This window comes from Ralstonia pickettii (assembly GCF_016466415.2).
GTDB classification, from domain to species: domain Bacteria; phylum Pseudomonadota; class Gammaproteobacteria; order Burkholderiales; family Burkholderiaceae; genus Ralstonia; species Ralstonia pickettii.
Genome location: NZ_CP066772.2, coordinates 149,006 through 163,167 on the forward strand (window position 1 = coordinate 149,006; position 14,162 = coordinate 163,167).

At 64.8% G+C, this 14,162-nt stretch carries 10 protein-coding genes; 4 read left to right on the forward strand and 6 right to left on the reverse strand.

The annotated features are described in order from the left end of the window. The first annotated feature begins 135 nt into the window (after positions 1-135). Positions 136-1,290 carry a methyltransferase gene (locus RP6297_RS16845; protein ID WP_009277096.1) on the forward strand — a complete coding sequence of 385 codons (1,155 nt, stop codon included), beginning with the start codon at positions 136-138 and terminating at the stop codon, positions 1,288-1,290. Positions 1,291-1,299: 9 nt separating this feature from the next. Here RP6297_RS16845 and RP6297_RS16850 read toward each other — a convergent pair whose 3' ends face one another. Beyond that, positions 1,300-2,562 (reverse strand): TIGR03862 family flavoprotein, encoded by a 1,263-nt coding sequence (locus RP6297_RS16850; RefSeq protein WP_009239904.1) that lies wholly within the window; start codon positions 2,560-2,562, stop codon positions 1,300-1,302. Between the two features lie 219 nt (positions 2,563-2,781). Here RP6297_RS16850 and RP6297_RS16855 point away from each other — a divergent pair, with 219 nt between their 5' ends. Next, positions 2,782-3,624 (forward strand): class I SAM-dependent methyltransferase, encoded by an 843-nt coding sequence (locus RP6297_RS16855; protein WP_009239905.1) that lies wholly within the window; start codon positions 2,782-2,784, stop codon positions 3,622-3,624. Between the two features lie 18 nt (positions 3,625-3,642). Here RP6297_RS16855 and RP6297_RS16860 read toward each other — a convergent pair whose 3' ends face one another. Further along, entirely contained in the window at positions 3,643-5,115 is a 1,473-nt protein-coding gene (locus RP6297_RS16860) for a sensor domain-containing diguanylate cyclase (protein WP_009239906.1), read from the reverse strand. A 252-nt stretch (positions 5,116-5,367) separates the two neighbouring features. On the opposite strand from RP6297_RS16860, the gene RP6297_RS16865 reads away from it, so the two are divergent. After that, positions 5,368-5,505, forward strand: coding sequence for a hypothetical protein (locus RP6297_RS16865; protein ID WP_155647574.1), 138 nt, complete (start codon positions 5,368-5,370; stop codon positions 5,503-5,505). A gap of 175 nt (positions 5,506-5,680) precedes the next feature. Next, positions 5,681-7,921: a M1 family metallopeptidase gene (locus RP6297_RS16870; RefSeq protein ID WP_009239908.1), complete on the forward strand. Its 2,241-nt coding sequence runs from the start codon at positions 5,681-5,683 to the stop codon at positions 7,919-7,921. A 107-nt stretch (positions 7,922-8,028) separates the two neighbouring features. On the opposite strand, the gene RP6297_RS16875 is transcribed toward RP6297_RS16870, so the two are convergent. Genes RP6297_RS16875 through RP6297_RS16890 form a run of 4 tightly spaced genes read right to left on the reverse strand, consistent with a single transcriptional unit; the run spans position 8,029 to position 14,058 of the window. Further along, entirely contained in the window at positions 8,029-8,352 is a 324-nt protein-coding gene (locus RP6297_RS16875) for a P-II family nitrogen regulator (RefSeq protein ID WP_009239909.1), read from the reverse strand. Continuing rightward, positions 8,349-11,498: an efflux RND transporter permease subunit gene (locus RP6297_RS16880; protein WP_009239910.1), complete on the reverse strand. Its 3,150-nt coding sequence runs from the start codon at positions 11,496-11,498 to the stop codon at positions 8,349-8,351. The genes RP6297_RS16875 and RP6297_RS16880 overlap by 4 nt, the downstream gene beginning before the upstream one ends. Then, positions 11,495-12,715 (reverse strand): efflux RND transporter periplasmic adaptor subunit, encoded by a 1,221-nt coding sequence (locus RP6297_RS16885; protein ID WP_009239911.1) that lies wholly within the window; start codon positions 12,713-12,715, stop codon positions 11,495-11,497. The genes RP6297_RS16880 and RP6297_RS16885 overlap by 4 nt, the downstream gene beginning before the upstream one ends. After that, positions 12,712-14,058: a TolC family protein gene (locus RP6297_RS16890; RefSeq protein ID WP_009239912.1), complete on the reverse strand. Its 1,347-nt coding sequence runs from the start codon at positions 14,056-14,058 to the stop codon at positions 12,712-12,714. The genes RP6297_RS16885 and RP6297_RS16890 overlap by 4 nt, the downstream gene beginning before the upstream one ends. Positions 14,059-14,162 lie beyond the last annotated feature (104 nt).

Consider the following 14,162-nt stretch of genomic DNA (forward strand, 5'->3'; position numbering starts at 1 on the left):
ATGACACGGCGCCCCAGCGAAACCGCGGCAGTGCAGCGCCGCCCGGGTCGCCCGTCTACATTTGTGCGATCAAGCCGACAGCGGTATCGTGTCGCCCACTACCGCACCCTCTCGCTTTCCCGCCCCTTTTCCCCCGTGACCGAACACCCCACCCTCACCTGGACCGACGACCGCCCTGAAGCCAGCAGCGACGCCGTCCATACCGCCGTCTGGCGCTCCGAAGCCGGCAACCCGCCGCCCAAGCGCGTGGTCATCGCGGATGATCGCACCACCGCTGATGCGGCCTATCGCCTCGCCTGCGAAGGCACGGCATTGCTCTGGCAAGGCGACTTCCAGAACGCGCGCCAACTGCTGCAAGCCATGTCCCGCCGCACGGATCGCAAACCCGGCAAGGCGCGCAAGGAACCCGCCTCGCCCATCGATGCGTTCAACCTGCACCGGCAGGCGCAATCGCAGCGCGCCCGCACGCTCGGCATGCTGCTGATTCCACTGGATGCGGATTACACGATCCCGCTGCGCCGCGCCCCCGACATGCGCGACGCCTGCACGGAGGCTTACGGCACGAGCCACGCCGCTTCCGTCGTCTCGCTGCGTGAGCTGCTTGGTTTGATCGGCGCGCATGAGTGGCGCAAGAAGGGTGTGGAGATTCCCGCGCTCGGTGGTGAGCGCATTCACCCGCACTACGGCGTGTTCTCGCCGGTGCGCGGCGAATACATCGAGCTGGTGGCGAATGCGCCGTTGCCTTCCAAAACGCTAGCGTTCGATATCGGCACGGGCACGGGTGTGCTGGCGGCGGTGCTCGCCAAACGCGGCGTGAAACGCGTCATCGGCACCGATCAGGACCCGCGTGCCCTGGCCTGTGCGCGGGAGAACCTGGCGCGTCTCGGGCTGCAGGCCCAGGTCGACGTTGTCGATGCGGATCTGTTTCCTGAAGGCCGTGCGCCGCTGATTGTGTGCAACCCGCCTTGGCTGCCGGCACGGCCCAGCTCGCCCATCGAGCGCGCCGTCTACGATCCGGACAGCCGCATGCTGCGGGGCTTTCTGGAGGGCCTCGCCGCCCATCTGGAGCCGAATGGCGAGGGCTGGTTGATCCTGTCGGACTTTGCCGAGCATCTTGGGCTGCGCACGCGCGATGCCCTGCTGGCGATGATCGATGCGGCCGGCCTGCAGGTGGTGGGTCGGGAGGACATCAAGCCGAAGCACCCGAAGGCGTCCGATGAAAACGACCCGCTCTATCGCGCGCGCGTTGCCGAGGTCACGTCGCTGTGGCGCCTGAAGGCACGCCAGTAAGCCAGGAATTCAGCGCGCCATCCTCGCCAGGTAGTCGAGCGCGCCCTGCCCGGCAGCGGCGCCGCTCGCAAAACACGCCGTCAGCAGATAGCCGCCCGTCGGCGCTTCCCAATCGAGCATCTCGCCGGCGCAGAACACGCCCGGCAGACGCTCGATCATCAGCTTTGCATCCAGCGCTTCAAATGCAACGCCGCCCGCGGTGCTGATCGCCTCCTCAATGGGCCGCGTGCGTGTGAGCCGTAACGGCAGCGCCTTGATGGCTTTGGCCAATTGAGCCAAATCGGCAAACGCTTCCTTGCTCAGGCACTCGCGCAGCAAGCCGAGCTTCACGCCCGTGATGTTCAGCTTGCTTTGCAGATGGCTCGACATCGAACGCGCGCCGCGCGGGCGCATCAGTTCATCCGTCACACGTTGCGCACTCCAGCCTGGCGCAAGGTCAAGCCAGATCGTCGCACTGCCCTCTGCGGCCAGCGCATCCCGAATGGGCGCCGACAACGCATAGACGAGACCGCCTTCAATGCCCGTCTGCGTGACGACGAACTCGCCCTGGCGGAATTGCAGCGCACCGTCCTCGGCCGAGCGCAAACCGATCGCGACCGACTTCACGGGCTGCCCCGCAAAACGCTCCTGGAAATACGCGCTCCAATCGGCGTCGAACCCGCAGTTGGCGGGCTGCAAGGGTTGCACCTGCACGCCGCGCGCCTCCAGCAACGGCACCCAGGCGCCGTCGGAGCCCAGGCGGGGCCAACTGCCGCCGCCCATGGCCAGTACCACGGCATCGGCTTGCACCAGCCGTTCAACACCAGCGGTTTCAAAGCGCAGCACCTGCGCGTGGTCCGACGGTTCTGCCCACCCCACCCAGCGATGCCGCATGTGCAGCTGCACGCCCGACTCGCGCAGGCGGTGCAGCCATGCGCGCAGCAAGGGCGCCGCCTTCATCTCGGTCGGAAACACACGGCCCGAGCTGCCGACAAATGTGTCGATGCCCAGCCCATGAATCCAAGCGCGCAGGGCGTCAGGGCTGAAGCGGCCGATGAGCGGCGCCAGTGCCTCGCGCCGCGTGCGATAACGCCCGAGAAACGCATCGAGCGGCTCCGAATGCGTGATGTTCATCCCGCCGATGCCCGCCAGCAGGAACTTGCGCCCGGCCGAAGGCATGGCGTCGAACACCTCCACACGCACGCCGTTGCGCGACAGGACTTCAGCGGCCATGAGCCCGGCGGGGCCGGCGCCGATGACGGCAACGAGAGGGGCGTTGGATGTTTCGGACATGCGGGGAGGAACGGATCGAATCGCGCGGGGCAGACAAGCGGGGCGCTATTGTCACATCCCCACTGGGCGCGGGCAAACGAGGTCGCGCATGACGCCGCCTGGGGTGCGCTTGCCGTCGCCCACCCCGCTTTTCGGTAAACTGGCGCCCTCTTTCCGTTTTTCTCCGCGCCGCCGCACCGATCCCATTCCGTGCGACATGTCGCCCAGGCTGTCCTGACGATGTCCAACAAGACCCACGAAATCCGCCCCAACCAGTCGATCGAACTGCTCAAGGAACTGCACATCCTGACGCGCGACGGCAAGATGAACCAGGACAGCCGCCGCAAGCTCAAGCAGGTCTATCACCTGTTCCAGTTCATCGAGCCGTTGATGGCCGACGTGCAGCAAGCCAAGGGGCACGTCACGCTGGTCGACCACGGCGCGGGCAAGTCTTACCTCGGCTTCATCCTGTACGACCTGTTCTGCAAGGAACAGCCGGGCGACGGCACCTCACATATCTACGGCATTGAGACTCGCGAAGAGCTGGTCGCCAAGTCGACCGAGCTTGCCGCGCGGCTGGGCTTCAAGGGGATGTCGTTCCTGAACCTGTCGGTGGCGGAATCGATCACGTCCGACAAGCTGCCCGGCACGATCGACATCGTCACGGCACTGCATGCGTGCAATACCGCCACGGACGATGCGATCCGCTTTGCGCTCGAAAAGCATGCGCAATACATCGTGCTCGTGCCGTGCTGCCAGGCGGAGGTGGCCGGCGTGCTGCGCAAGAACAAGGGCAAGTCGCTCGGCAACGCGCTCACGGAAATCTGGCGCCACCCGCTGCACACGCGCGAATTCGGCAGCCAGGTCACCAACGTGCTGCGCTGCCTTCAGCTTGAAGCGCACGGCTATCAGGTCAGCGTGACGGAACTCGTCGGGTGGGAACACTCGATGAAAAACGAACTGATCATCGCGCACTACAAAGATCTGCCGCGTCGCCGCCCGACCGAGCGACTGAACGAGGTGATCAGCACGCTGGGGCTGGAGGAACTGCACGAACGGTTTTTCGCGCCGGCTGGCGCCTGAAGACGCGGGCCGCCGAGCTTATGCCGTGCGCTTGCCTTCGTGCTGCACCCGCTTGTCTTCGTACATCGCGACATCAGCCTCGCGCAGCGTTTCTTCCAGACGCCCGCCTTCGTGGCAGGTGGCGCAGCCCATGGAAAACCCAAGCTCCGCGCCCGGATAGAACTGATTGTTGAGTTCGACCAGCTTGCGCAGGCTCTCCACCAGCGCCGCACCGGCCTGGGCATCGGCACCGGGCAACAGCACGGCAAACTCGTCGCCACCAATGCGCGCAGCGTGTGCAGGTTTGTCGACGGCCTTGCCGAGCACCTCGCCGGCGCGGCGCAGCAGCGCATCGCCTGCGGCGTGGCCGAGCTGGTCATTCACGCGCTTCAAGTCGTTCAGGTCGATCATGATGACCGTGACCGGAAACGGGCCCTTGCGCTCCAGCCGGTTGATCTCGTCCACATAGAACGAGCGGTTCTTCAGCTTGGTCAGCACGTCGTGCTTGCCGAGATATTCCAGGTATGACTCGGCCTTCTTGCGCGCCGTGATGTCGGTCAGCGCCAGCAGCACCATGTCCCAATCCTTCTCGCGGCCCGGAAACACCGAGAACTGCAGGTGGATGTTCAGCGGGTTGCCATCCAGCCCATAGTTGACCACCTCGCGCTGCTGGAAGAGCTTGCCTTCCCACAAGTCGATCAGCTGCTCGCGAAAGTGCGGGCGCATGTCGTCGCGAAAGATTTCCGGCAAGCGGCCCAGCAGGTCATTGCGGTTACGCGCCTTGAACATCTCCAGCGTGAAGCCGTTGACGTCGAGCACCTGGATTTCCTGCATGCAGCGCTCGACAAACTCCGGATGCACGTCGGTAAAGGTGCGGAAATCGGTGATGCCCTGCATGCGCACTTCGTCCAGCAGCATCTTGATGGTGCTGAAGTTCTCCACCCACAGCGACACCGGCGCATGCTCGAACACCCCGCGCGCATAGAGTTGGCTGGCCGCGGCACGGCGGCGGGCGTCTTCGAGTTCGGTGATGTCGTCCACGGCCACCACCACGCGGTCCCACGGCTGGGCGTGGTCAGGCAGGACAACGCCCTTGAGCAGGATGTCGAGGCGGCGGCCGTCAAGCGTGTAGTTGACGCTGCGGCTCTCGAACGACGGTTCGCCAGACCAGAGTTGGACGAGTTCGCCCACGTGCGCTTCAAGCATGTCGTCGCGCAGTACGTCGGCCAGGCGGGCAGTGAGGGTTTCGGCGTCCGGGGCGGCGTACATGGACAACGTGCGCCGGTTCACGCGCAGCACCTTGATGCAGGCCGAACAGGCCGCCACGCGTGATACGTCCTCTTCCAGAAAGTGTTGCAGGTCGGTTACGCCGGCGGCGCGCCACTCGGCAAAGAGGCGGTGCAGGTCGCTGTAATCCTCCAGCCACAATGAAGTGGGGGTGACATCGAAGAAATCGATCAGGTTGACACCCACAGCCGCCGGGCTGCTGACGCTATCGGACGCGGATTGCATGAATCGCTCTACGGGAACAAGAACACTTCGCAAAGCTTGCGAGCGTACTGGTTTTGTGTAACACCGCGCACAGCGCCTCGCTCATCCGGAAGGATTACCCCCATGCAGGCGATGCGCTGTCAGCTGCTGCAGCGCAATACCTTGCCGAATATCCAGAAAGTTCCCCAAACGGATTTTGCGAAGCTACTCCGTATTTAGTTTTGCTTTATCTGGCGTTGTAAAAAAAGCCGCTGCTATTTTTAAGATATTTTCATGAAGCGCGTCGCGCCTTTCATTTTTTCAATGCGCGTTGCAGAAATCGCCGATCATTCCGAGATGCGCCTGCCGCTTCGTAAATGCACATACCAAAAACTGCAAATTCCGCAGCAGATTCTCTCGCACGTGATTTAAAAAACTTCGTCTCAATTCGCAGGCCGTTTCCTCCAGAATCCGTGCATCCCGTGCGCGGGCTGTGATTTGCACCGCGCAAGAAGCGGGTAATTCCTTGTCCCGATTCTGCGGCCTGCCCCCCGATTTTCTCTTGAGCCCTGGGCCGCGGATTCGTTTCCAACTCAGGAGAAATGCAATGCGGGATTCGACAACCCACCGTCGTACGGCCACGACACATACCGGGCGCGCCTCCAACGCCCGGACACGTCGCTCGTTCAAGCTGGCACTCGTGGCACAGGCTGCGGCCGCGCTGATTCTGGCCGCGTGCGGCGGCGGCGGAGATGACGCGCTCACGCCGGCCGGCGGCAAGCTGGACGCAAACGGCTCGCAGCAGCAGGGCAATACCAACACCGGCAACACGAATGCACCAGCGCCGGCAGTCGACGCAACGGTGCCGCCGGTTGAACTGCCGGACTACATCAGGCCGGTCAACTACAAGCTGTGGTTCCGCCCGAGCGCAGACCTGAACAGCTTCTCGGGCCGCGCCGATGTGGAGATCAAGGTCACCAAGCAAACCGGTGCCGTGACGCTGGCCGTGCGCGACCTGAAGCTCGACGGCTCGCGCCTGACGCTCACGCCCACCTCGGGCAACGGCGCGGCGCGTGTGCTCGTGCTGATTCCGCAATCGCAAGGGGCCTTCTATGACCTGCGCGACCCGACCGGAGACATCAAGCCCGGCAACTACGTGCTGCACATGGAGTGGACGGGCACGATCAACTTCACCAAGGCCGAGGGCATCTTCAAGCTGGGCCTGCAGGCGGCAACGGGTGAGAGCTCGGACGCCATCGTCACGCAAGGCGAGTCGAACTTCGCGCGCGAGTGGTTCCCGAGCTGGGATGAACCGGCCTTCCGCAACACCTTCGAGGTGACGGCAGAAATTCCGGGCGACTGGAAGGCCGTGGCCAACGGCAGGCAGACGGGCGCCACCAAGCTGCCGGATGGCTATCAGCAGGTGTCGTTTGCCAAGACACCGTCGATGCCGGCGTACCTGCTGTTCTTCGGCGGCGGCAAGTTCGACATCCTGGAAGACCAGTTCACCAACCCGCTCGACGGCAGCAGCATGCGCCTGCGCTGGTGGGTGCCGCCCGGCGAGGCGCACTCGGCGGTCTCCGGCATGCAGTTCACCAAGGAAGCGCTGAACCACTATTACAACTACTTCCAGATCCCGCTGCCGTTCGACAAGATGGACACCATCGTCGCCAACGACAGCTACAACAACAAGAATGCCGGCTTTGGCGGCATGGAGAACTGGGGCGCCATCTTCGAGTTTGCCGACCAGGTGCTGGTGCCGCCCGATGGCGCACCGACAACGGTCCACTCGATGGGCAAGGCGCGCTCGTTCGTCGTGGTGTCGCATGAACTGGCCCACCAATGGTTTGGTGACTTGGTCACGCTGGACTGGTGGGACGATATCTGGCTGAACGAGTCCTTCGCCAACTGGTTCGAGAACGTCACCAAGATCGCGCTGCACCCCGAGTTCCAAGGCAACACATGGGCCGACTATGCAGCCGTCAAGCAGCGCGTCTACACGTTGGACCTGCAGCCTACCGCCGTACCGGTACAGCACAACCTGAGCGATGCCGGCTCGATGGACTTCCTCGACCGCTTTGCCTACAACAAGGGCGGCCATGTCCTCCAGATGCTCGAGAACTACATCGGCAAGGACGCCATGCGCAAGGGTCTGCAGAGCTACCTGAACAAGTACAAGTTCGGTAACGGCACGCCGCCGCGCCTGTGGGCAGAACTGGAAGCGGCAAGCGGCAAGCCGGTGGGCAAGGTGGGCGACAGCTTCGTGCGCCAGACCGGCCTGCCGCTCGTCACCATCGATGCGCAGTGCAATCCGGTCACCAACCAGAACGTGCTGACGATCACGCAGAAGGCCTTCCCGAACAAGAACGTCTATTCGGGCTACCAGTGGAACGTGCCGCTCACGTTGGCCTACGGCGACAACTTTGGTCAGTCGCAGACCATCGTGCTCGACCAGCAGACCGCGCAGGTCACGCTGCCGACGTGCTCGGCCGTGCTGGCCAACCCCTCGGGCCTGGACTACTACGTGACCAACTACAGCCCGACGCTGTGGAGCAACCTGCTGGCGCAGGCCGGCGCCATCAGCAGCGATGCGGCCAAGACCAACATCGCAGGCGATGCCACGCAGTTGTATAACGCGCAGCTCATCACCAAGGCGCAGTACGACCAGATCGTCGGTATCAAGAACTTCCAGCCTGCGGTGGCAACACTGGCCGCCCAGTCTGTGAAGCCAACCGGCTCGCTGCAACCGCAAGCGGTGCAGTTGCAGGAAATGCAGTCGATGGATCGCCCGATCCACACGTTCCGCTACGAAGGTCTCATGAAGCATCTGACCGACATCAAGCGGTAAGCACCAAAGCACGCGGGCCGCGTCTTACGATGCGGCCCGCTGCAAGGGTGGCTCCTGATTTCCGGCGGACACGGTCCGCCGTTTTTCATGCGCGCGTCAGACGATTCTCAACCGGTGCGATGCAGGAAGGTGGCCTGGATCACGTCGGTCATCCAGAGAGCGCTTTCGCCGGTCTGGCCGTGCTCCAGCACCTTGACGGCGCTTTCGAACAGCACGCTGGCCAGCGCATCGGAAGCGACGATCTCGATGCGCACGCGCGGCACGAACTCCGTCAGGTCTTCCTTGATGGAATGCGCACCGGCCTGTGAAGCCGTTGGCGGATAGGCATTCACCTCGGCCACCGTCATGCCCGGGAAACCGGGGCAAACGCGCAGCGCTTCGTGCAAGCGCTCCAGCAGTTGCGGGCGCACTACGATGCGGATTTCCTTCATGCCTTCGACTCCTCATCAAACCATTTGTACAGCGTGGGCAGCATCACCAGCGTCAGCAGCGTGCAGGTCAGCAGACCGCCGATCACCACGATGGCCAGCGGCCGTTGCACTTCCGAGCCCGGCCCTGTGGCAAACAAGAACGGGATCAGGCCCAGCATGGCTACCGTGGCCGTCATCATCACGGGGCGGAAACGCATGCGCGAGCCCAGCCGCACGGATTCCTCCACCGGCATGCCTTGCTCGCGCAGACTGCGGATCGTGCTGACGAGCACCACGCCGTTGAGCACCGCGATACCCCATAGCGCCACAAACCCCACCGATGCCGGCACGGACAGGTATTCACCCGTGACGAACAGGCCGATCACTCCGCCCACCGAGGCGAACGGCAGCACCAGAATGATCAGCGTGGCATAGCGCACGGAGTTGAACAGCAGGAAGAGCAGGAAGAAGATGGCCGCCACCGTGATCGGCACGATCACCTTCAGGTGGCGCATGGCGCGTTCCATGTTCTGGAACTGGCCGCCCCACTCCAGGTAGTAGCCCTCGGGCAGCTTGACCTTTTGCGCGACAGCCGCCTGCAGCTCGGCCACGAAGCCGCCCAAGTCGCGGTCGCGCACATTCACGCCCACCACCACGCGGCGCTTGCCCAGCTCACGGCTTATCTGCGCGGGGCCATCGGTCACATCGATGCGGGCGATGCTTTCCATCGGCACCTGTGCGCCATTGGGGGCGGCCACGATCAGGTTGCGGATGGCCTCTACGCTGCCGCGATACGCGTCCGGCAGGCGCACCACCGCACTGAAGCGGCGCTCGCCCTCGAAGATTTCCGTGGCTTCCTTGCCGCCGATGGCGGTCTCGATCACGTTGTGCACGTCCGCCGCGTTCAGGCCATGACGCGCAATCGCCTGGCGGTCGATCGCGATCTGCAGATACTGCTGGCCGGTAATGCGCTCGACACGCATGTCCTGCGCGCCCTGGATGCCCTGTGCCACCTTGGCAATCGCCTCGGCCTTCTCGCGCAGCGTGTTCAGATCGTCGCCGAACACCTTGATGGCCACATCGGAACGCACGCCGGTCACCATCTCGTCCACGCGATCGGAAATCGGCTGTGCCATGACGATCTGCACGCCGGGCAACACCTGCAGCGCCTTGCGCATCGCCTCGGCAATGTCGTCCTGGTTCCAGCCTTTGGGCCATTCATCGCGCGGCTTGAGTGAGACGATCGGCGTCGATTCGTTCTGGCCCTGCGGGTCGGCCGGAGACTCGCCTCGGCCCACGCCGGAGACGGCCGACTTCACGCCCGGCACTTGCATCACCAGGCGCATGGCTTCCATCTCCATGCGGACCGACTCTTCCAGTGAGATGTTCGGCGCGCGGTTGATGCCGGGCACCACCGAGCCTTCCTTCATCTCCGGAATGAACGCCGTGCCCAGAAACGGCATCAGCGCGCCTGTGGCCAGGAACACGGCCACGGCCACGACGACGGTCTTGCGGCCGTTGTTCAGGCTCAACTCCAGCAGGCGCAGATACGGCTTCTTCATTTTGCGGATCAGCCACGTGTCATGCGCGTCGTGCTCGGCGTGGGGGTCGTCGCTGTGCTCACCTTCCACGTGCTTGGGCACCTTGGGCTTGAGCAGATACGACGACAACACCGGCGTCAGCGTGAGCGACAGCACCAGCGAGAAAAACAGCGCAATCGCAATCGTGAAGGCCAGCGGCGCAAACATCTTGCCTTCCATGCCCTCCAGCGTCATCAGCGGCAGGAACACCAGGATGATGATGCCCACGCCAAAGATCACGGGCGTCGCCACTTCGGTCACGGCATGGAGGATGATGCGCGCGCGACTCTCGCTCGGGTCGCGCGGCTTGGCGAGGTGCGCGAACGCGTTTTCCACCACGACCACCGAGCCATCGACCATCAAGCCGATGGCGATGGCCAACCCGCCGAGTGACATCAAATTGGCCGAGATGCCGAGCTTGTTCATCGCCATGAACGTCAACAGCGGCGTAAGGATCAGCGTGCCGACCACGATGAGCGATGAACGGATGTCGCCCAGGAACAGCAACAGCACGATCACCACCAGCACCACGCCTTCTGCCAGCACCTTGATGACGGTCTGCAGGGCCGAATCGACCAGCTCCGAACGCTCGTAGTACGGCACGATCTTCAGGCCGTCGGGCAGCATGCCATCGTTGTTGATGGCCTTCACGCGATCCTGGATGCGGGCAACAACTTCCTTGGCGTTGCCGCCGCGCATCATCATCACCACGCCGCCAACGGATTCCGTCACGCCGTTCTTGACCACCGCCCCCGCGCGCACCGCCGTGCCGATCTTTACCTCGGCCACGTCGCGAATCGTGAGCGGTGTGCCATTGACCTCCTTGAGCACGATGGCGCCAATGTCGTTGGTGTCACGCACCAAGCCCACGCCGCGGATGAGGTACTGCTCCGCAAAGTGCGGCAGCACCCCGCCGCCCGAGTTGGCGTTGTTGGCGGCCAGCGCCTCGAACACCTGCTTGACCGTCACGTTGTGATGGCGCAGGCGCTCTGGATTGACGAGCACCTGGTACTGCTTCTCGTAACCGCCCTGCGAGTTGATCTCGGCCACGCCCGGAATCGAGCGCAGCAGCGGCCGCACCACCCAGTCCTGCGCAATGCGGCGCTGGGTGAGTTCCTCGACCGAAAGCGCCTTGTCGCCGTCATCCGGTTTGTCGAGCGTGTACTGATACACCTCGCCCAGGCCCGTCGATACGGGGCCGAGCACCGGCGTCACGCCCGCCGGCATGCGCGACTGCACCTCGATCAACCGCTCCAGCACGAGCTGGCGCGCGAAGTACACATCGGTCTCGTCGGTGAAGACGAGCGTGATGAGCGACAGGCCAGGCTTGTTGAGCGAGCGCATTTCGGTGAGCGCCGGCAGGCCGGTCATCGCCATTTCCACCGGCACGGTCACAAAGCGTTCGACCTCTTCCGGCGAGCGCCCCGGCGCTTCCGTAGCGATCTGCACCTGCACATTGGTCACGTCCGGAAACGCGTCAAGCGACAGCTTGCGTGCGGCATCCAACCCGAAAAACAGCAGCACGGCGGCAATCACCGCCACCACGAGCCGTTGCTTGAGCGCGCCGCGAATCAATGCGTCGATCATGCGCCCTCCATCTCGGCGCGCTTGCGCTCGTTGTTCAGATGGAAGCCGCCTTCAACGACGATCGGCTGGCCGGCCTGCACGCCCGAGATAACCGGGCGCACGCCGTTCGATTCATCGCCCAGCTTGACCGGCGTGAGCTGGTAGTTCGTCTCGCTGGTGCGCACGAACACGTAGTCGCGGTTGTCTTCACGCACCACCGCGGAGGTCGGCACTACCACGCGTTCTTCCGGCCGCGACTGGATGAGCAGCGTGGCCAGCATCGACGGCTTGAGCGTGCGCTCTGCGTTGTCCACTTCGGTGCGCACCGTGACCGTCCGCGTTTGCGGGTCGACAATGTCCGACACCCAGATCAGCTTGCCGACTATGCGATCGCCCGCGCCGGTGTCGATCTCTACGGCCTGCCCCGCCCGCACGCCAGCAGCGGCGTTTTCGGGCACTTCACCCACCACCCACACGCGCGACAGATCGGCCACGGTGAACAGCTCGTCGGCCGGCTGCACGACCTGGCCGCGCGTCACCTTGCGCTCCACCACCGTGCCGCCGATGCTCGCCACCACGGGCGAGATCGACGACATGCCGCTCGTGCGCATCTTCGCCAGCGTGCCGGGCGACACGCCCATCACGCGCAGTTGGTCAACGGCCGCGCGCACTTCGGCATCGGCCATCGCCAATTCGCTCTGCCGCTTCTGCAACTCGGCTGAGCCGATCACGTCGGCAGCCAGCAGCAGCTTGGCGCGTTCCAGCGCACGCGCCTGCAGGTCGCGCTGCGCTGCAGCCTTCTGATAGGCGAGCTGCGCGGCGCCAAGCTCCGTGCTGTGCAGTTGCGCGAGGATGTCGCCTGCCTTCACGCTCTGCCCCGGCGTGGCGACCAGCTCGGTCACACGCCCTGTGACGGTGGCACCGATGCGCGCCACGCGCTGTTCGTCAAATGCTATCTGCCCCGGCACGCGCAGGCGCTCGGCAATCGGCTGCTTGCCCACCGGCGCCACTTTCAGACGCTGCACCAGCGTGGGCTGGGCAACCACGAGGTTCGGGTCGACTGCCTGTTGCGCAGCCTTGGCATCGTTGGCGGCATCTTTGCCGCAAGCGCCCAGCAGCAGCATCGCCGCCAGGGCAACGCCGGCCAGCCGGATCGAAAAAGAGAAACAAGAAGGTACGGTCATGGTCTGGCTGGATTCGTGAATTCGGGAGGCAACGCGATGGCTGGGGCGTTTCATGGGGCCTCCGGGCGCAGGCGGTCGAGTTCAACGGCGGCGGTGCGCAGGTCTGCGCGTGCGGCAATCAGGTCATTGCGTGCCTGGCGGAAGACGCGCTGGGCATCGAGGTAGTCGAGAATCCCGCGCTCGCCGTGGCGGTATGCGGCTTCGGCCACGCGTAGCGCCGATTCGGCCTGCTTGATGACGCCGGATTCCAGTGCGCTGACTTGCGACTCCGCAATCTCGTATTGGCGATAGGCCGATTCCGCCGCCTGGCGCGTGCGCAACTCCCGGTCGCGCAACAGGGCGCGGGCACGTTCGCGGGTGGCCACGGCTTCACCGACGGGACCATCGCGGCGGTCGAACAGCGGAATCGACATCACCAGCCCCACGCGGCTGTCCTGCAGATCGGGCTGACGGTCGACCGACCCGCGCAGCGCCAGCGACGGCCAACGCTGGCTGCGCTCGTGCGCAAGACGCGCGTCAGCCTCGCGCACGGCGGCGCGGTCGGCCTCCAGCTCTGGATGCGTGGCGAGGACCGTGCTAACCAGATCGGCCAGCGGAGGCAGATGCGCGACGGGAGGCGTTTCCGCACCGGCATCGACATCGAACGTCTGCGGCAGATCGGCACCCACGGCGCGGCGCAGTTCGGCCAGCGCCTGCTGCACACGCAGTGCGGCGGCCTGCTCGTTGCGCTGCGCGTTGAGCAACTCCGCGTCGCCACGGATGAGTTCGTAGCGCGGGGCTTCGCCGGTTTCCACACGCACGGCCACGCCACGGCGGATCTGCTCGACCAGCGTCACGTCTTCGCGCGCGTTGCGCTGCTCCGCTTCGCGACGCACCACGTTGTAGAAGCGCAGCTTGAGATCGGCCTCCACGTCGCGTGCCTGCGATCGGGCCGTGGCCTGCGACGCTTCGTACGCGGCATCAGCGGCCTGCCTACGGGCGGCGCGCTGCCAGGGCAAATCGAGCTTTTGCGTGATCGACACGCTATTAGTGCGGCCTTCCGCCGCACCCGGCATGCGGGCCCGCTGCCGGCCGGCCATCGCCTCCACCTCGGGGTTGGGCCACGCGCGTGCGGTGGCGATGCCCGCCTGCGCCGCCTGCACCTGCGCCTGTGAAGCGGCGAGTGCCGGGTGGTTGGCGCGGGCCAGCTCGAGTAACTGCTGCAAGGTGTAGCGCGGCTGCGGGAGCGCCTCGTCGGCACCGGTGGTGGCGGTCTGAGCACTACGTGGCGACGGTGTCGTGGGCGCTGCATTGGCATGGACAGCCATCGCGGCCAGCACAGCGGAAAGAACAGCACGCCGCGACGCGCGCGCGCCTGCTGCGGGGCGCGGGTTGGCCGCATCCTGATTGGACAACATCCGAAATCATCCTGAAAAAGAAGAACAGGCAAGCGCGAACGCCCAGCCGGTCAACGGGCCGGTCGGCGCAGCACTAGCAACTCAAGGGGATGGTTTCCGGCGAA